Below are 17,394 nucleotides of genomic sequence, written 5' to 3'. Positions count from 1 at the left end.
TCTCCCATGCTCCCCATCGCTGTCCGACGCCGGCCCAAGACCCTCGTCAACGCCGCCCTGCTGCTGGGGGCGCTGGCCCTGCCCGCCGCGGCGCGCATCTATGAAAGGGTCGAGGTGCGCGGCGCCGCGTTCATCCCCCCCGACGACATCCGCCGCACCTGCGGCGCGCTGGAGGAGATTCCGCTGGAGGCAGCCGAACTGGCCGAGGTGGAACGCTGCCTGATGTCCACCGGCGTCTTCGAGCGCGTCTCCGTCACCGGGCAGGGCGATGCGCTGGTCATCGACGTGACCGAGGTCGAGCAAAGGCCGGGCCGGATCGAGGCGGCGATCGCCTGGGTGAACGACCGCAGCCTGACCGGAACCCTGTCCTATGAGCAATACAACCTGCTGCCCGATACCTTTTCGGCGGTGCATGGCGATTTCAGCCGCGACGCCAAGAGCTTCGACATCGGCCTTTATCGGCCCGACGCCTTCGGGCCGGGGCTGCATTTCGGCATCGACATCCTGGGCCAGCGCAGCAATTTCAGCGATCTGGCATTCTCGGTCCGCAGCCACCAGGCCGAGTTCTACCTGGCCGCCACGCCCACCGAGGCCACGCGCATCGAATACGGCATCGGCTGGCGCGACCATCGGCTGTTCGGCCTGGACGCCGATGCGAGTCCCCTGCTCTACCAGGAGCAGGGCCAGATCGAGGCCCCCTTCCTGCGCCTGGGCTTCAGCCATGGCGACAAGGGGAAGGCCGGCGGGCTTTTCCTGCGGTTCGAGCAATTCCTGTGGAACCTAGGCACATCGCGTCCGACTTCGGAAACCCGGCTGGAGCTGGCCTCGCGGCATGTGCTGGGCCGGGGAACCCTGCTGATGCTGGGGCTGGACGGCGGGATGGTCGCCGGCCTCTCGGGCAATGACACCACGGCGCTGGACCGGGTGTTTCCTGGCGGCGACAGCTTTCGCGGCTTCGCGCCGCGCGGCATCGGTCCCGCCGATGGCGACGACTTCCTGGGCGGCAACCGCCATCTGGTCGTCTCGGCCGAGGTGCAGCGTGACCTGGGCAAGGCGATGGGCGTCGCCTTCCGCGGCGGGATATTCGCCGATATCGGCTCGGTCTGGGGGCTCGACGACACCCTGGGCGGACGCATCGACGACGACGCGCATATCCGCAGCAGCATCGGCCTGTCGCTGACCTTCGACATCGCCCAGACCCCGGTCTCGCTTTATGCGGCCGTGCCGGTCCGGCACCAGCCCCAGGACGAGCGGCAGGTCTTCGGCCTATCCGTCAACGCCCGGTTTTGACGCCGCGCCCAGCCGGCGGGCACGATTGTCCATCGCCTGCCTGAACAGCGTCATGTAGCGCGGCGCGACGGCCTGGAGCGTATGGGCCTGGCCCAGGATGCGCGCGCCTCGGCCCAGCCGCGCCCGCCTAGCGGGATCGTCCTTCAGCACCCGGATCGCCTCCAGCCAGCACTCGATCCGGTCGGGCAGCAGGACGCCGTTGACATCGTCGCGGATCAGTTCCGCCGGATAGCCGCGGTCGGGCGCGATCACGCATCCGCCCCGCCCCAGGATCTCCAGCAAGCCCCAATTCGCGACGCCATGGCGCAGGGGATAGAGAAACAGGTCGATCTGCGACAGTTCCCGCACGAAATCCTCGTAGGGCAGCTTGCCGGGCCGTTCCAGCACCGCCGCGGCGGCGGGAAATTCCCGCATCAGATGGGCACAGAAATCCGCCACCTCGCCGCCATATCGGCGCTGCACCCATTGCTGCTCATAGCCATAGGTCGAGCCATCCGCCCCGCCCAAGGCGACGAAGCGCGCATCGAAGCCTTCGCGCGCCAGCCGGTCGACGATCTGCACGAAGGTATCGAAGCCCTTGGCGCTGGACAGGTCGCGGGCCGAAAAGCCGATGGTGAAGGGCCGCGGGCCGGGCGGAGGCTCCAGCGCCGGGCCGAAATCCAGCCCCTCCAGCTGCACCTCGATATTGCCGCGCAGGGCGGGCGGGAACATCATCTTGGCGTGATGGCTGGGGCAGATCACCAGATCGCTGCGCAAGGCCTGATGGAAATGCAGCATCTCGGTGTTCTTGTCGCTCATGCGCTGCGCCAGGTCGGGCGGATAGGCCGGATCCCAGCCATGTGCGCGAAAGCTGGGAAATTCGACATAGCTGACGATGGCCGCGTCGATCTCGTCATAAAGGAAATGCGGCGCGCCCCACAGGGAATGCGCCACCACCACGTCGATGGGGCGGCGCTTCTGGAAGTCCCGCAGCGCCAGCAGCAGCCCCCGCCCGATCCGGGCCGAGCGTTCCAGCTTGGCGGTATAGTAATAATGTGCGGGGCCGGTGATGGGACCGTCGGGCTGGAAGGCCAGGATATGGGCGCCCTTGTCCCGGTTGCGTTGGCGATGGCCGGGCGTGGTCAGGAAATAGGTCTCGGCCATGCCAGCCCGGCGCAGATAATCGCAAAGCGGGCCGAACTGGCCCGGATAGACGGCGCCGGCAAAGACGATGACGGGTCTCGGCATGGGCGGACGGGTGCGGTTTCAGATCAGCTTGCGGTCGCGCGCGGCGATGACCGCCTGCGTGCGATTGCTGACGCCCAGCTTCTTGCAGACCGCCTTGACATGCATCTTGACCGTCGGCTCGGCCAGGTTCAGCGCCACGCCGATCTCGCGGTTCAGCTTGCCCTCGGCCAGAAGCCCCAGCACCTCGGATTCCCGCTTGGACAGCAGCGCCCCCTGTTCTTCCTGCACCTGCTGGCGCTTTTCCACCAGCTCGACCGGCAGATAGCGCCCGCCGCCGGCCATGAAGCGGATCTCGTTGGCCAGGTTCTTGAGCGAGGTGGTCTTCAGCACGATCCCCGCCCCGCCAAGCGCCATCACTTCCTCGACCACGCGCGGCGGGGGGTTGCTGGTCAGGATGCCGACCGGCTTGCCGCCGTTATGCGCCAGCGCCTTGCCCAGGCCTGCGACGCCATCCATCCCCGGCATGTCCAGGTCGACCAGCACCAGGTCAAAGGGCCCGTGCCGGTCGATCGCCTCCAGCGCGGCGGGCAGGTCGGGGACGGTCTCGACCGCGATGTCCGGGACGCCGGTCAGATACATCTCGAGCATTTCCAGGATCATGGCGTGATCGTCCGCGATCAGCACCCGAATTGTGTTTTCTTGTTGTTCATTCATGGTTTCTGCTTTCGGCATCGCCGCCCGCCCGAGGGCGGCGGGCCGTCGAGTGACATCGAGAACCGGCGCAGCGACATCCCCCTATCCACGGCGTGGACAGGGTATCCCATCGCAAAGGCAGAGAACAGCCCGTTCACGCCATATCCTCGACCAAGCGGCGGCTTTGCGCCAGCGCCTCGTCCAGGGGGCCGAACAGCGGCTCCAGGTCCGGCTGACCCGCCTCGACGGCCTTTTCGATGGCGCGCAGGCGGTTTTCGACCAGGGCCAGGCCGGTCAGCCCGCTGGCACCGGTGGCGGCGTGCAGCCGCCGCCCGGTATCCTGGCCGACCCCTTCCTGGCGCAGTTCGTCCAGCACCGATTGCGCCTCGGCCAGGGCGCGCAGCATAAAGCCGCGCGCCGCATCGCCGCCGACGCGTTCGGCCAGGTCGGCGGCGATGACCGGATCAAGGGCGGCACGCTCGCAGCGCATCGGCACCGCGCCGGGGCTTTGCCCCGAAGCGTTGCCCGCAAGAATCCCGGCCAGGGCATCGCGCAGCGTATCGGGCCGGATCGGCTTTTCCAGCACGCAGACCATTCCCGCCTGGCGGCAGGCCTCCTTGATGCGATCATCGGCATGGGCGGTCAGCCCGACCACCTTGCCCTGCCAGCGCGCCGCCGAGGCCGGATCCCCGGCCTTGAGCCGGGCGGCAAGCTCGATCCCGCTCATCCGCGGCAGGGTGACATCGGTCAGCACCAGCTCGACCCGGCCGGCCAGCTCGTCGCGCGACAGCATCGCCAGCGCCTCGGGGCCGCTGCCTGCCGCCACCACCTCGGCGCCGAAGCTGCGCAGCAGATGGCCCAGCCAGTCGCGGCTGGCCGGGCTGTCCTCGACCAGCATCAGCATCCGGCCTGCCAGCACCGGCTGGTCCTGCGCCGGCCCGGCCATGGGCTGCCGGCGCATGTCGGGCGCGCGCGGCAGGCTGAAGCTGACGCGGAAGACGGTACCGATGACCCGGCCGGACTCGCCGGACGGCAGCGGCAAGCCGTCGCTGCCGCGGTCCTGGATCTCGATCCGACCGCCCAGCTGCTTCAGGGCATGGGCCAGCACGTTCAGCCCCGCCGATGGCCGCTTGTCCGGCGGCACGGCGGGAAGCGTCGCCGGGTCCAGCGGCAGCCCCAGCGCCTTGGCCAGGCGGGCCTTTTGCGCCGGCGGCAGGCCGCCCCCCTCGTCCAGAAGCTCGATCCCGACGCGCCAGATCTCGGCCGCCGGCTCGTCGCCGGGCAGCGGATCGGCCAGCGGCGCGCAGGACAGCCGCAACTCGACCCGCCCGCCGCCATGGTTGACGGAATTGTCGATCAGGTTCTGGCACAGCGCCCGCACGAAGCGCAGCGGCCCGCGCAGCGTCAGGTCGGGCGGCGCATCGACGCTCAGCCGCACCTCGGTCGCACGCGCGGCGGCGATCGGCTCGACCAGGGCGATGAAATTGCCGATTTCCTCGACGATGCGGAAATCCTCGTCCGGCTGGACGCCGCCGGGGTTCTGCTCGCCGCGGATCACGGCCAGCACGTTGCTGATATGCTCCAACGCCAGTTCTGCGGCGCGGCGCATACTGGCGCCGGCATCGTCTGCCGCCCCGGCCCCGCCCTGCCCCTTCATCAGCGCATCGGCCGAGGCCAGCAGCGACTGGATCGGCGTGCGCAGGTCATGGGCCACCCGCATCAGCATGGCCGAGCGCGCGCGGTTGCGCAGCCAGGTGGATTCCTGGTCGCTTTCGGCCAGCCGCAGCAGATAGCCCTCGGCCGGGCCCAGGGGGACATGCACCACCTCGCCCTCGAAACTCTGGCCGTTCTCGCTCCAATGCGCCGAGACGCTGCCCGAGCGCCGGGCGCGGGCGCAGGCCCCGGCCCAGTCCAGCCGCGCGGTCAGCGCAGCCTGCCCGATCCCGAGTTGCTGGGCCGAGCGATTCGCCAACAGGATCTCGCCGCGTTGGTTGGCCAGCACCACCGCGCGCCTGTCGGTGGCGATCATCCGCGCCAGGGCCTGCAGGATGGGGCGGACCGCATTGGCCAGATCCCTGCGCATTCCCCCCGGCAGCGGGGCCAGTTCGCCCGGATCGGGGCCCTCGGCATCGGAAATCTCGGTCATCTCTTTCCTTGTGAACCCGACAATGACGCGATTCTGGCCAACGGCCGCCGGCACGGCAAGAGAGACGGGATCGCGTCACCCCATCCTATCGGGCAGGGCGGCATCGAAAGCAATCCTTCGCAGCTTTACTGTTCTTTAGTATGTGTTAGGAACACATACCATCGCATAGATACCTATACGAAATATCTGTCTTGGCCCATGCTGACCCAGGGCCGCCCCAAAAGGATGATTCCATGGCTCAAAGCATCATTCAGGCCGGTACGCTGATCGATGTAACCATTCCAGCGTTGCCGGCGTCTATCGGCGGCTATTTCAAGTCCGGCAACGACCTGATCGTGCGGATGCACACCGGCGACGAATTGCTGATCAGGGATTTCTACACGGCGGCGGCGAACGGCGCAGCGCATCGGCTGGTCCTGGGCGACGGCACGGTCATTCTGGCGAATGGCGACGAGGAGGCCGCAGCCGGCCTTGGCTCCGGCATGCTTGACGATGGCCCGGCCAGCGTCTGGGCCCTGGGCTCGGCCGCCCTGGCCGCCCTCACCGGAGGCGCCATCATCGGCAATTCGAACGATCCGTCCGAACCGACCGACAGCACCGATCCGACTGATGGGACCGACCCGACCGACGGAACCGATCCGACCGACGGGACCGACCCGACCGACGGGACCGATCCGACCGACGGAACCGATCCGACCGACGGGACCGACCCGACCGACGGAACCGACCCGACCGACGGGACCGATCCGACTGACGGGACCGACCCGACCGACGGGACCGATCCGACCGACGGGACCGACGGTGCGGACAAGGTGCAGGGTTTCCTTGATCCCATCCTGGGTGACGGCGGGCTTCTGGGCGACCTGACCGGCAATGAGGGCCTGCTGGGCGCGATCACCGGCTCGGAGGGCCTGCTGGGCGACCTCCTGGGCCAGAATGGCCTGCTGGGCGGGCTGGGGCTTGGTCTGCTGGGCGTTCCTCTCCTGGGTGACGGGGTGGACGGTTCCGCCGGCATTCTCGATCCGATCCTGGCGGATGGCGGGCTCTTGGGTGATCTCACCGGCAACAACGGCCTGCTGGGCACGATCACCGGCTCCCAGGGGCTGCTGGGCGATCTGATCGGCGACCAGGGAGCCCTGGGCTCCATCACCGGCTCGCAGGGGCTTGTGGGCGACCTGACCGGCACCGGCCTGCTAAAGGATGGCGTGGCTGGCGGCCCGTCCGCCGGCCTGTCGGGCCTGCTGGGCGGCGTGCTGGGCGGAGGCGACCTTCTGGGCGGGCTGCTCGGCGGTGAAGACGGCCTGTTGGGAACCGTGACCGGAACGCTGGACACCGTTCTCGGCGACGTGTTGGGCGGCAACGACCTGCTCGGTGGGCTGCTCGGCGGCCAGGGCGGGTTGCTCGGTGGGCTTCTGGGAGGTCAGGGTGGCCTCCTCGGTGGGCTGCTGGGCGGCCAGGGCGGGCTGCTGAATACCGTCACCGGCACGCTCGACAGCGTGGTCGGCGGCGTGCTGGGCGGCGACGACCTGCTCGGCGGGCTGCTCGGCGGCCAGGGCGGGCTGCTGAATACCGTCACCGGCACGCTGACGGGCCTGCTGGGCGTCGCGCCGGGGGATGGCCTGCTGGATCCGGTCCTCGCCGATGGCGGCCTGCTGGGCGAGTTGACCGGCAACAACGGCACCCTGGGCGGCATCAGCGGCTCCGAGGGCCTGCTGGGTCGTGTCGTGGGCGATGACGGGCTGCTTGCGCCGGTCACCGGCCAGGACGGCTTGCTGGGCGATCTGACTGGCCACGGCCTGCTGGGAGAGGGGAGCGACAATCCCGGCGGCCTGCTGAACGACCTGCTGGGCGGCAGCGACGAGTTGCTCGCCGGCGTCGCCGATACCCTGGACGGGCTGCTGGGCGGCGAAAGCGACCTTCTGGGCGGCGTGACCGATACGGTCGGCGGGCTGCTGGGCAGCGGCAATGCGGGCGATCTGCTCGCACCGCTGGGCGATGCCGTGGACGGGCTGCTGGGCGGCGGGCTGCTGGCCAGCCTGGGCCTGAGCGACGAACACGCCGCCTGAGGCATGAAAACGGCAGGCGCGTCCGGCTCGGGCGCGCCGCGCCCCCAGAAAATCGCGGTGGCATGCGGCCGGCCGTTCGATCCAGAGGAAGCAATGGTTGGAATTGTCGATTCAGCGATGATGATCGCGATCCGCAGGCAGCAGGGCAAGGATTCGGCGGATCTGCTGGCCATGGCGATCGAGTTGACGGACAGGAACCCCAATTGCCGCGTCGGGCTTTATGCGCTGGACGATCCGCCGCAAAAAGGCGCGTTCTACGAATTTGGCAACAGCGCCGAGTTCCTGGCGGGATTCATCAGGGAGCTTGGCCTGGAAGACGCGCAGGACATGGACCTGAACCAGCCGGGCGTGCCGGCGGCGAAGGTCACGAAAATCCTGGAACGCAAGCTTTCCGAGGCTCATGCGAAGATCGCCTATTGCCGGGCCTATGCCGACGGCAAGGCCCTGCGCGACGAGGATATCGACGATCTTGAATGGCATATCCGCGGGCTGCTTCGACAACTCAGCGGTTTTCGCGACCAGATCGGCCGGATCGCGGCGGATGGGCGGCCCGAAGCGGCGCCGATCCGGGCGACCGCCCGCCTGATTCCCTTCAAGGGGCGGGCCAGCCCGCAGCGATGAACCGGCGCTTTCGCCCCGTTCAACCTTTCGAGACACGCCGGCCAATCGATATTTGCCCAAGGCGGAATATGACGAGGAGTGCCATGTTGACGAAGTACCATTGTGCCGAAACCGCCGACAGCGAAGCCTTCGAATACGACTACGGTTCTCCGGGCGGAGAGTTGGTCATCTATGTTCTCGCCGCGACAATCGGCGGTTTGATCGGAGTCAGCCTGGCGCTTTTCCTGGGCCTGCCGCTGCTGGGAGTTTTCCTGGCATATTCCCTGGGCGGCATCGGCCTGGTGATCGTCGCGGCGGCGGGATTGTTCCTGGCCCGGTCCGTCCGGAAGTCCATGACGCTGGCGATCCGGCAGAACCGCTCCGGCTATTCCCAGCAGGACTGAGGCCGCCAACAGCGCACCAGCCCGGCGGCCCCACGGTCCGGCATGCGGGGAAAGTCGTGCGGATCGCCACCTTTTGCGGTCCCTGCCCGTCGGCAAGCTCGGACCGGCGGATGTCGTCTCACCAGTCGCGAAACCGCTCGAACAACCCGGAGGTGCAGGGCCTGACCGGAACAAGCCGGACGGTTCCGTCGTCATGGACCAGCTTCACCAGGTCGCCATTCTGGAAATGGCGGATGCCGTCAAGGCGCCATGGCGGCTGGGCAAAGATTTCGGTCACTCCGCTGAGCGCATCGGTCAGGGCGACTCGTTTGGTCATGGAATCCTCGTGTTCTGCAATCAGCGAAAACGGCGGACCTGAATCCGCCGTTTCACCTTCCAGCTTTTGAATGCCGCATACCAGCGCAGATTTCGGCCACGCCTTGGTGCGGCAATTTACCGGAAGATCGGGGGTCAGCGGGTTCCCCCGCTTCACCTTTCGAATATCCGCCGACCGTCAGCGGCAGCCGGCAGCCCCGCGTTTCGGATCGGTGCCGTCCCGCGGCAAGCTTTCCGGCGGCTTGCCCTGCCGGGCCTGGCGGATGTCCTTCGGGGCCAGGGCGACGTTTTCCTTGTCGATGCCCACGACCCGATCGGCCATGACACCGCCCGGAAATCCGGCCAGCTGATCAAGACTTGGGGTCGAAGGGGTGGAATTGCGCCCCCCGGATCGGAACTATCGCGCAAGCTGGTGATAGGGCTGGAAAGAATGCCGCGCCGGCCGCATGTTTCCGCAGCCGGTCCCGCGCAACGGGCATCACGGCAAGGAGCCGCCGGCAAGCGGGCGGGGGTCAGCTTGAATTGTCTTTCTTGCGCACCTTGTGGGGGCCGCGCTTCTTCGGTGGTTCCTCTGCCGCTTCGATCAGCGCCACAATGTCCTCAACATCCCAGGGCCGGGTAGTAACCCCAGCCGCCATGGCGGGAGCCACACGAAGCGACTTGTGGATGCGGCAGAAGTTGTAGTGCATGACGTGCAGAGCGACCGCGCAAGCATGGTTTTCCGCTTTCTTGGAGAAGGTATTCGTCGGGCGGGTGAAGCGGCACATCCCCATGCGCATCGTCAGGTTCTGCCGTTCCACATGCGACGTGCCGACCTGTTCCATGTCGGGCTTACCGAAGATCGGCTCCTTGATCGCACCAACACGTTTGGCGGCATGAACCGCTCCGGGTTTGCCGGAGGCTCCAACTCCCGAGCAGGATGGCCGCGCAGCACATCAAGCCGCCGCAGCTTCGTCACGATCTCGTCGGGCTTGTGTCGCTTCTCGGCCATGATCGTCCTCCTTCACGGTCAGAACCGCACCGGGACACCGAAGGAAGCCGAGCCCGGCCCCTGCACCCTTGCAGGCCGGGAAAACAGCCTGGCGGGCCGTTTTCCGCTCTGCCCTGCTCCATCCCGCCCGTCCGGGTCCGGGCTTCCCGACCGGCAGGCTTGCCTTTCGTCGGCACGGGCATCGCCATGATCTTCGCCGGCGGCGGGAAATGCCGGCGGCATCGGCTTGCCCGGCAGGCGACCTTATGCCCGACCCCTTACCGAAAGGCCGATGGACAGGAAAACCAGCACCACGCCCAGCACCTGCTGCACGTCCAGCGTCTCATCCATGATGCCGATGCCAAGGACCAGCGCCACCACCGGGCTGAGAAAGGCCAGCACCGAAACCCGGCTGCCCAATCGCTGCACCCCGCCGACCCAAAGCCAGTAGCCCAGGGCGGTTGCGAACAGCACCAGATAGCCCAGGCCCAGCGTGTTTCGCATCTCCCAATGCACGGGCAGGCCCTCGACCAGCAAGGCAAAGGGCAGGATCAGGATACCGCCGATCAGCAATTGCCATGTCGTCATCTGCACCGGCGGCGCAAGATCGCGCCAGCGTTCCATCAGCACGATGCCGAGCGCCATGGACAAGGCCGCGCCGATCCCCGCCAGCACGCCGGTCGGGTCGAAGGCAAGGCCGCCGTTCAGCACCATCAGCCCGACGCCGGCCATGCCCAGCACCGCCAGCCCGATCTGGCCCATCCCTGGCCGCCGTCCCAGCAGCGGCCATGCCAGCAGTGCGACCAGCAGCGGCTGGCAGGCGGCCAGCGTGGCGGTGATCCCGCCCGGCAGCCGGGCCGCGCTGATCAGCAGCAACGCGAAGAACAAGCCGATATTGGTCAGCGCCAGGACGGTGACGGGAAACAGGATGCGAAGCGGCGGCAGGCGCCGGACCAGCAGCAGCATCAGGAGCCCGGCCGGCAGCGCCCGCAGGGCAGAGATCAGGACCGGGTGATCCGTCGGCAATGCCCCGACAAAGACGACATAGGTCGTGCCCCAAAGCATCGGCCCGATGGCGGTGCCGATGAAGCGGCCGGCATTCCGGTCAGCCATGCCAATCCTCGCGGTCGGGATGATCCTTGCCGGCGCGCCGGGTTCAGCGCGCCAGGTCCGGCGTCCAGTCTCCGGGCTCGGGCTTGCGGGTCAGATAGCTGATCACCATGTCGACCAGATGCGCCTGGCGGTGCTCGATGTTCTCGGGGGCGCTCAGCTTCCGATTGAACAGCATCGACAGCGTGTGCCGGTTCGACAGGTAGAAATAGCCCAGGCCCGAGATCGAGATATACAGCTCGACCGGATCGACGCCCTTGCGGAAGACGCCCTGTTCTTCGCCCTGGCGCAGGATCTCGCGCAGGTTTTCCGACAGCCGGTCATACATGCTGCGGATGATCGTCGACTTGGCGATATGCCGGGCGCGATACAGGTTCTCGGTGTTCAGCATCACGATCACGTCCGGCTCCTCGACGAAGACCCGGAAGGTGTTCTCGCACAGCCGGATCATCGCGCTGAGCGGGTCGAGTCCGTTCACCGGAACATCGCTCTGCCGGCGGCGGAGCGTTTCATAGGTACGTTCGAGGATGCGGATATACAGATCCTCCTTGCCGCGGAAATAGTGGTAGAGCAGGTTCTTGCTGACCTTGGCCCGGGCCACGATGGCATCCACGCGCGCGCCGTCATAGCCGCGGCGCGCGAATTCCGCCTGCGCTGCCGCCAGGATCCTTTCCTGCGTCCGGATCGCATCCCGGATAGCGGGTTTCTCCGCCATCTGCCCCCCACCACTTGCATCGAAGGGCCGTTCAGCACGGCACCTTCCGCCTTTCCGCCACGAAGGGCGCACAACGCTCGACCGAAACGGCGACCGTTTCGTCGCCGTCGCGCAGCCACCAGTCGAACTGCGAGAACAGTTCGATCTCGAAGGGACCGTCATAGCCGATCTCGTCGAGAAGCGCCTTGTAAGCCGCGAAGTCGACCACGCCGTCGCCGATCATGCCCCTGTCATGGTATAGATCGCGGGTCGGCACAAGCCAGTCGCAGAGATGGAAGGTCAGGATATTTTCCGGCCCCGCCTCGCGCAGCCCCGGCATGAAGCCGGCATCCCACCAGCAATGATAGGTATCGGCGACGATGCCCGTGCCCTCGCCCAGGCTGCGGCAAAGATCCAGGCAATGCGCGAAGCTGTTGAGGCAGCTGCGATCGGCGGCATACATCGGATGCAGGGGCTCAAGGCCCAGCTTGACCCCGACCTGCCGGGCATGGGGCAAAAGCTCTTCCAGCGCCCCGATCACCCGCGACCGCGCCGCCGCCAGATCCTTTTCGCCCGTCGCCAGCCCGCCCGGCACGATCACCAGGCAAGGCGCGCCGATCTCGGCCGCCGCGTCCAGGCGGCGACGGTTTTCGGCAAGAGCGGCGTTGAAGCCGCTCTTGTCCGCGATATTGACCCAGGCGCTGGTGCAAAGGCAGGGCACGAACAGCCCGGCATCGCGGATCAGCCGGGCGCCCTGCCCGATCCCGGCGGCGTCCAGATATTCCATCCAGACCCCGATCCCGGCGACGCCCTGCCGGGCATAGCCGTTCACCGCCTGCTCAAGGGTCCAGTCGCGCGTGGTGATCTGGTTGATCGCAAAACGGCGCAGATCGGGCATCAGGCCAGTTCCGGTTGCAGGTTGCGCAACTCGGCCGTGGCCTTCTCGTCGATGCGGCCATCCTCGATCACGACGCGATAATGCTCGCGGGCAAAGGCCGGGGTGATCTTGCCGTCCAGCGCGTCCTCCAGCACCTGCTCCAGCGGGCGCAGCAGCGGGTCGCCATAGCCGCCGCCCCCGGCCTGTTCGTGCCGGATCACGTCGCCTTTTGCGACATTGCGCGTGACCTTGCTGTCCAGCAGTTCGAACGCGCCGCCGTTCAGGCTCAGCAGGTTGCGCGAGGGTGCTGCCGGATTGCCGCCGAACAGCCCATAGGGCCGATGCTCGTAGCGGTCGGCGCGCAGTTGCAGCACCGCATCTTCGGCCAGCAGGCGATACTGGCGCACCACGCCCAGGCCGCCCCGCTGCTTGCCCGCCCCGCAGGAATCGGTGCGCAGCGAATATTCCTCGATGCGGATCGGATAGGTCGATTCCATCAGCTCGACCGGCATGTTCGACATGTTCTGCGACGGGTTGGTGATCGCGTCGATGCCGTCCTTGGTGGCACGTGCACCCAGAGCGCCGTTGATCATGTCGACCATGACGAAGGGCTGGCGGGTCTCCTTGTCATAGCCGCCCAGACAGACCACCGAGTTGCCGCCTTCGCCCGCCGCGGCGACGCGCGTCGGCACGATCTTGGCCAGCGCGCCCAGCACGGTATCGACCACGCGATAGCCGGTCAGCGCGCGCGCCGCCACCGGCGCCGGGAAATGCGGGTTCAGGAAGCAGCCCTTCGGGGCCGCGATGTCGATGGCACGATACATGCCGGAATTGTTCGGCACCTCGCTGTCCAGCGTGCAGCGGATCGCCAGATAGGTCGCCGATTTCACGAAGGACAGGGTCGAGTTGATCGCGCCCTTGACCTGCGGCGATGAGCCGGTGAAATCCACGTCCAGATGGTCGCCCTTGACGGTGATCGTCACCTTGATCGGGATCGGCGCCGGGTCGAAGCCGTCACCGTCGATGTAATCGGTGAACTCGTAGCTTCCATCCGGCCAGTTGGCGATCTCGTTGCGGGTCAGGCGCTCGCCGTAATCGAGGAAATCGGCCAGGAACCGGTTGAAGGTCGGCGCACCGTATTTGTCGACGATGCGCAGCAACTCGCGCTCGCCAAGCGCGCAGGTCGCCAACTGGGCCTCAAGATCACCGATGACCAGATCGGGCAGGCGCACGTTGCGCTCGATGATCTGGAACACGATGTCGTTGCGGACCCCGCGGTCATAAAGCTTCAGCGGCGGCAGGCGCAGCCCCTCCTGGAAGATCTCGGTCGAGTCGCTGGCGTTCGAGCCGGGCACGCGGCCGCCCACGTCGCAATGGTGGCAGATCACCACCGAGAAGCCGAGATGTTCGTCGCCGTGGAAGATCGGCTTGAACATGAAGATGTCGGGCAGGTGCATGCCGCCGTCATAGGGATCGTTGAAGATGATGACGTCGCCGGGATGCAGGTCGCCCTGGAACCGCGCCAGCAGCGCCTCCATGGCGTCGGGCACGGCCCCCAGATGCAGCGCCACGGTCTTGGCCTGCGCCAGGATGCGGCCCTTGGCGTCGCACATGGTGGTCGAATAATCCAGCACGTCGCGGACGATGGGCGAACGCGCCGTCCGCATCACCGTATAGGCCATGTCGTCGACGATGGATTCGACGGCGCTTTTCAGCACGGCGAAGGTGATCGGGTCATTGGCGGAAATCTCGGCCATGGCTGCGCTCCTTACGAAAGGCGGATGTGAAGGTTCAGGAAGTCGTCGCGCTCGACGGTGGCATCCGGCGGCACGACCACGGTCGAGTCGTTCGATTCCAGGACGACCGGGCCGGTCAGCCGGCGCGGCGAGCGGGTGCGGTCATAGACCGGGGTTTCGATCCAGCCGGCATCCTTGCCGAAATAGACCTTGCGCTGCGAGACCGGCCCCGCTTCTTCGTGATCCGGAGCCGAGAGCTTGCGGAAGTCCAGCCGCCCCTGCCGCAACCCGCGGCCGGTCATGCGGATGCCGACCACCTCGACTGCGTCGGAGGACACATAGCTGTAGATCGAGCGATAGGTCTCCAGGAAATCCTCGCGCACGCGGACCGGATCGAACGGCTCGGCAAAGGGGATGGCCAGCGACATTTCCTGACCGCGGAAGCGCATGTTCGCCTCGGGCAACAATTCCATCGCCTCCTCGGGGATGCCTTCCTCGCGCAGGTTAGCGATGGCCTGCCGGCGCAGATCCTCGGTCGCCTCGGCAAGGCGCGCCAGATCGACATCCTCGACCACGCGGCCGATGGGGGCGGTGAAATAACGCTCGATATCGCCCGAAAGCATGCCCATGGCGGTGAAGACGCCGGGGGTGGCCGGAATCAGCAGCTTGTCCATCGACAGGAGCGAGGCGATGGCGGCGGCATGCACGGGGCCCGAGCCGCCGATGGCGACCAGGGTGAAGTCGCGCGGGTCCACCCCCCGCTCCACGGTCACGGCGCGGATGGCGCGGGCCATGTTGGCGTTCACCACCTCGCGGATGCCATAGGCGGCATCCTCGGCCTCAAGCCCCAGCGGGTCGCCCAGCCGCGCCGCGATGGCGGCCGCCGAGGCGGCCTTGTCCAGATGCCGCGCCCCGCCGGCCAGTTCCTCGGGCAGATAGCCCAGCACGAGGTTCGCGTCGGTCACCGTCGGCGCCTCGCCGCCCAGGCCGTAGCAGACCGGCCCCGGATCGGCCCCGGCCGAAACCGGGCCGACCCGGATCAGCCCGGCGCTGTCCAGCGCGGCGATCGAGCCGGCGCCGCTGCCCACCTCGGCCACGTCGACGGTCGGCACGCTCATCATGTAGCCGCCGGCCTTGATGAAGCGCGAAGGCGTCGAGATGCCGGCGCGGAATTCGTATTCGCTGACCCGGCTCAGCTCGCCGCCATTGACAAGCGTGGCCGAGGCGGTGGTGCCGCCCATGTCGAAGATGACCAGGTTTTCCTGGGCCAGCGCCTCGCCCAGCCTGGCACCGCCGACGGCGCCGGCGGCCCGGCCCGACGAGATGAAGAACACCGGCTTCTCGCAGGCGGTCTCGGCCGAGGCCAGCGCGCCGTTCGAGTTACTGACCAGCAGCGGCGCGTTCACGCCCAGCCTTTTGATGCCGGTCTGCAGGCGCTCCAGATAGGCGGCCAGAACCGGGCCGACATAGGCGTTCACCACCGTGGTGCTGGTGCGCTCGTATTCCTTGGCCTCGGGCAGGACCGAGACCGAGGTGGTGACCTGGACCTTCGGGAACCGCGCGCGGATCAGTTCCTCGGCACGCTGTTCGTGGGCGGGGTTGCGATAGCTGTTCAGGAAGCAGAGGGCGATGGATTCCACCCCCGCCTCGACCAGTGCGGCGGCAGCGGCGACGACGCTTGCCTCGTCCAGCGGCGTGATGACGGTGCCGTCGGCGGCGATGCGCTCCTGCGCCTCGAGCCGATAGCGGCGCGGGATCAAGGGAACGGGCTTGTCCCATTGCAGGTCGAACATGTTCGGCGTGCGCAGCCGGCCGATCTCCAGCACGTCGCGGAAGCCCGCGGTGGTGATCAGCCCGGCCCGCGCGCCGACCTTTTGCAAGAGCGTGTTCGAGCCGACGGTGGTGCCATGCACGATCTCGCGCACATCGGCGACCGAAATTCCCGAAGCCCGCACCAGGTCAGAGATGCCGGCGATCACCGCCTCCTCCGGCGCGGCGGGGGTCGAGGGCACCTTGGCGTGATAAAGCCGCCCGTCGCCTTCGATCATCACGAGATCGGTGAAGGTGCCGCCGATATCGACGCCGATTCGCGCAGTTCTGGTCGCTGAAGTCATCATGATTCCTACCCTTATTTGACTAGTTGGTTAGTTTGGTAACACGCATACCTCCAAACCAACAAGCGATTTTTTATTTCATATATTACAGTATGTTGGCAACTGTTTTGCCGCGATACCCCAAAGAAACTTGATTATAATTGGACTACTGGTGCTATTAATAATCCAGACAACAAGAACACCCCCGGACGATTCGCCGCGGGCCACATGACAGGAGAGGACGAATGAGAAAGATGCAGATTTTGCCGTCAGCCGCCGTCACCGCGCTGCTGATCCTCGCCGGGCCGGGCCTGGCGCAGGACAAGCTGACCGTGCGGCTGGACTTCTCGCCCTGGGGCAGTCACGCCGCCATGCACCTTGCGCAGCAGCAGGGCTGGTTCAAGGAGGCGGGGCTGGACGTGGACGTGCAGGACGGGCGCGGCTCGGGCAATACCTTGCAGCTGGTCAATGCCGGGCAGGCCGATGTCGGCCAGATCCAGCTGGGCCTGATCCCCGCGGCACGCCAGGGCGGCGCCAAGGTCAAGGGCATCGCCGGCTGGGACCGCCGCACCGATCTTTGCGTGCTGGTCGACAAGGACGCGCCCGTCGAGCAGATCACGGACCTCAAGGGCAAGAAGATCGTCGTCTTCGCCGCCAGCCCCTGGACGCCCTATATCGACACCTTCCTGGCCGCAGGCGGGCTGGATCGCGACAACACCACCATCGAATTCGTCGATGCCTCGGCGCTGTGGGGCACCTATACCTCGGGGCGTGCGGACGCCATGATGTCCACCGTCGCCTCGGCCCTGCCGCTCGCCGAGGCGCAGCGGCCGTCCAAATGCCTGACCTCGGATTCCGCCGACCTGTATTTCCCCAGCTACGGCCTTGTCGCCTCGGACGACACGATCAAGAACCGGGCGGATGCACTGAAGAAACTGGTCGAGGTCCAGCAGCGCGCCTGGGCGGAAATCGCCAGCAATCCCGACCTGGGCGTCGAGGCGATGCTGGCCCAGCGTCCCGATGCGATGCTGAACCCGGACGTCCTGCGCGAGCAGATCCGCCTGACCGTGGAATATTTCGACACGCCGGCGACCGAAGGCAAGCCGATCGGCTGGCAGGCGGACGAGGATTGGGAAGCCGCGCTGAAGGGCATGGAGCGCGCCGGCGTGGTCGACCCCGGCTGGCAGGTCGCCGACTATTTCACCAACGACCTGATCCCGGAATGAGGCGGTG

General features: G+C 67.1%; 15 protein-coding genes and 1 pseudogene. 5 read left to right on the top strand and 11 right to left on the bottom strand.

Going from position 1 to position 17,394, the window contains the following annotated elements:
- Nucleotides 1-6: 6 nt before the first annotated feature.
- Nucleotides 7-1,290, top strand: coding sequence for a BamA/TamA family outer membrane protein (locus tag ACDP63_RS10070; RefSeq protein ID WP_024846046.1), 1,284 nt, complete (start codon nt 7-9; stop codon nt 1,288-1,290).
- Here ACDP63_RS10070 and ACDP63_RS10065 read toward each other — a convergent pair.
- The 3 genes from ACDP63_RS10065 to ACDP63_RS10055 all read right to left on the bottom strand — a co-directional run bounded on the left by ACDP63_RS10065 (nt 1,267) and on the right by ACDP63_RS10055 (nt 5,296).
- The gene (locus ACDP63_RS10065) at nt 1,267-2,517 is read right to left on the bottom strand and encodes a glycosyltransferase (RefSeq protein WP_024846045.1); all 1,251 of its coding nucleotides are present in this window, start codon (nt 2,515-2,517) and stop codon (nt 1,267-1,269) included. The two genes, ACDP63_RS10070 and ACDP63_RS10065, sit on opposite strands and share 24 nt — an antisense overlap.
- An 18-nt stretch (nt 2,518-2,535) precedes the next feature.
- Nucleotides 2,536-3,171, bottom strand: coding sequence for a response regulator transcription factor (locus ACDP63_RS10060; protein ID WP_051481162.1), 636 nt, complete (start codon nt 3,169-3,171; stop codon nt 2,536-2,538).
- Nucleotides 3,172-3,304: 133 nt separating this feature from the next.
- Nucleotides 3,305-5,296 carry a hybrid sensor histidine kinase/response regulator gene (locus tag ACDP63_RS10055; protein WP_179921224.1) on the bottom strand — a complete coding sequence of 664 codons (1,992 nt, stop codon included), beginning with the start codon at nt 5,294-5,296 and terminating at the stop codon, nt 3,305-3,307.
- 233 nt (nt 5,297-5,529) lie between these two features.
- Here ACDP63_RS10055 and ACDP63_RS10050 point away from each other — a divergent pair, with 233 nt between their 5' ends.
- From ACDP63_RS10050 to ACDP63_RS10040, 3 genes are all read left to right on the top strand, one after another.
- Entirely contained in the window at nt 5,530-7,362 is a 1,833-nt protein-coding gene (locus tag ACDP63_RS10050; protein ID WP_409928013.1) for a BapA/Bap/LapF family prefix-like domain-containing protein, read from the top strand.
- Nucleotides 7,363-7,479: 117 nt separating this feature from the next.
- Nucleotides 7,480-7,983 (top strand): hypothetical protein, encoded by a 504-nt coding sequence (locus ACDP63_RS10045; RefSeq protein ID WP_024846197.1) that lies wholly within the window; start codon nt 7,480-7,482, stop codon nt 7,981-7,983.
- An 83-nt stretch (nt 7,984-8,066) separates the two neighbouring features.
- Nucleotides 8,067-8,366 (top strand): hypothetical protein, encoded by a 300-nt coding sequence (locus ACDP63_RS10040; RefSeq protein ID WP_024846198.1) that lies wholly within the window; start codon nt 8,067-8,069, stop codon nt 8,364-8,366.
- A 118-nt stretch (nt 8,367-8,484) separates the two neighbouring features.
- Here ACDP63_RS10040 and ACDP63_RS10035 read toward each other — a convergent pair whose 3' ends face one another.
- The 8 genes and pseudogenes from ACDP63_RS10035 to ACDP63_RS10000 all read right to left on the bottom strand — a co-directional run bounded on the left by ACDP63_RS10035 (nt 8,485) and on the right by ACDP63_RS10000 (nt 16,185).
- Nucleotides 8,485-8,682, bottom strand: a complete 198-nt coding sequence (locus tag ACDP63_RS10035) for a hypothetical protein (protein ID WP_024846199.1) — start codon at nt 8,680-8,682, stop codon at nt 8,485-8,487.
- Nucleotides 8,683-8,859: 177 nt separating this feature from the next.
- Nucleotides 8,860-9,003 carry a hypothetical protein gene (locus ACDP63_RS10030; RefSeq protein WP_155984415.1) on the bottom strand — a complete coding sequence of 48 codons (144 nt, stop codon included), beginning with the start codon at nt 9,001-9,003 and terminating at the stop codon, nt 8,860-8,862.
- A 190-nt stretch (nt 9,004-9,193) separates the two neighbouring features.
- Nucleotides 9,194-9,517, bottom strand: a pseudogene (locus tag ACDP63_RS10025) (IS1 family transposase); the annotation flags it as partial.
- Nucleotides 9,518-9,915: 398 nt separating this feature from the next.
- Nucleotides 9,916-10,764 (bottom strand): EamA family transporter, encoded by an 849-nt coding sequence (locus ACDP63_RS10020; RefSeq protein ID WP_024843512.1) that lies wholly within the window; start codon nt 10,762-10,764, stop codon nt 9,916-9,918.
- A 43-nt stretch (nt 10,765-10,807) separates the two neighbouring features.
- The gene (locus ACDP63_RS10015) at nt 10,808-11,476 is read right to left on the bottom strand and encodes a TetR/AcrR family transcriptional regulator (RefSeq protein WP_024843511.1); all 669 of its coding nucleotides are present in this window, start codon (nt 11,474-11,476) and stop codon (nt 10,808-10,810) included.
- Between the two features lie 31 nt (nt 11,477-11,507).
- Nucleotides 11,508-12,353: a sugar phosphate isomerase/epimerase family protein gene (locus ACDP63_RS10010; protein WP_024843510.1), complete on the bottom strand. Its 846-nt coding sequence runs from the start codon at nt 12,351-12,353 to the stop codon at nt 11,508-11,510.
- A complete protein-coding gene (locus ACDP63_RS10005) occupies nt 12,353-14,089 on the bottom strand; it encodes a hydantoinase B/oxoprolinase family protein (protein WP_036747237.1) in 1,737 nt (578 codons plus the stop codon). Before ACDP63_RS10005 ends, ACDP63_RS10010 begins: the two co-directional genes overlap by 1 nt.
- Nucleotides 14,090-14,100: 11 nt before the next feature.
- A complete protein-coding gene (locus tag ACDP63_RS10000) occupies nt 14,101-16,185 on the bottom strand; it encodes a hydantoinase/oxoprolinase family protein (RefSeq protein ID WP_218927415.1) in 2,085 nt (694 codons plus the stop codon).
- Between the two features lie 221 nt (nt 16,186-16,406).
- On the opposite strand from ACDP63_RS10000, the gene ACDP63_RS09995 reads away from it, so the two are divergent.
- Nucleotides 16,407-17,387 carry an ABC transporter substrate-binding protein gene (locus tag ACDP63_RS09995; protein WP_123130233.1) on the top strand — a complete coding sequence of 327 codons (981 nt, stop codon included), beginning with the start codon at nt 16,407-16,409 and terminating at the stop codon, nt 17,385-17,387.
- The last annotated feature ends 7 nt before the right edge of the window (nt 17,388-17,394 follow it).

This window comes from Paracoccus sp. P2 (assembly GCF_046335115.1).
Classification (GTDB): Bacteria; Pseudomonadota; Alphaproteobacteria; order Rhodobacterales; family Rhodobacteraceae; genus Paracoccus; species Paracoccus pantotrophus.
This window is presented reverse-complemented; position numbering and strand designations above follow the sequence as displayed.

Bases quoted from the DNA above. Each gene is read 5' to 3' on its own strand.
- ACDP63_RS10070 (WP_024846046.1), top strand. From the start codon at position 7: ATGCTCCCCATCGCTGTCCGACGCCGGCCCAAGACCCTCGTCAACGCC.
- ACDP63_RS10065 (WP_024846045.1), bottom strand. From the start codon at position 2,517: ATGCCGAGACCCGTCATCGTCTTTGCCGGCGCCGTCTATCCGGGCCAG.
- ACDP63_RS10060 (WP_051481162.1), bottom strand. From the start codon at position 3,171: ATGAATGAACAACAAGAAAACACAATTCGGGTGCTGATCGCGGACGAT.
- ACDP63_RS10055 (WP_179921224.1), bottom strand. From the start codon at position 5,296: ATGACCGAGATTTCCGATGCCGAGGGCCCCGATCCGGGCGAACTGGCC.
- ACDP63_RS10050 (WP_409928013.1), top strand. From the start codon at position 5,530: ATGGCTCAAAGCATCATTCAGGCCGGTACGCTGATCGATGTAACCATT.
- ACDP63_RS10045 (WP_024846197.1), top strand. From the start codon at position 7,480: ATGATGATCGCGATCCGCAGGCAGCAGGGCAAGGATTCGGCGGATCTG.
- ACDP63_RS10040 (WP_024846198.1), top strand. From the start codon at position 8,067: ATGTTGACGAAGTACCATTGTGCCGAAACCGCCGACAGCGAAGCCTTC.
- ACDP63_RS10035 (WP_024846199.1), bottom strand. From the start codon at position 8,682: ATGACCAAACGAGTCGCCCTGACCGATGCGCTCAGCGGAGTGACCGAA.
- ACDP63_RS10030 (WP_155984415.1), bottom strand. From the start codon at position 9,003: ATGGCCGATCGGGTCGTGGGCATCGACAAGGAAAACGTCGCCCTGGCC.
- ACDP63_RS10020 (WP_024843512.1), bottom strand. From the start codon at position 10,764: ATGGCTGACCGGAATGCCGGCCGCTTCATCGGCACCGCCATCGGGCCG.
- ACDP63_RS10015 (WP_024843511.1), bottom strand. From the start codon at position 11,476: ATGGCGGAGAAACCCGCTATCCGGGATGCGATCCGGACGCAGGAAAGG.
- ACDP63_RS10010 (WP_024843510.1), bottom strand. From the start codon at position 12,353: ATGCCCGATCTGCGCCGTTTTGCGATCAACCAGATCACCACGCGCGAC.
- ACDP63_RS10005 (WP_036747237.1), bottom strand. From the start codon at position 14,089: ATGGCCGAGATTTCCGCCAATGACCCGATCACCTTCGCCGTGCTGAAA.
- ACDP63_RS10000 (WP_218927415.1), bottom strand. From the start codon at position 16,185: ATGATGACTTCAGCGACCAGAACTGCGCGAATCGGCGTCGATATCGGC.
- ACDP63_RS09995 (WP_123130233.1), top strand. From the start codon at position 16,407: ATGAGAAAGATGCAGATTTTGCCGTCAGCCGCCGTCACCGCGCTGCTG.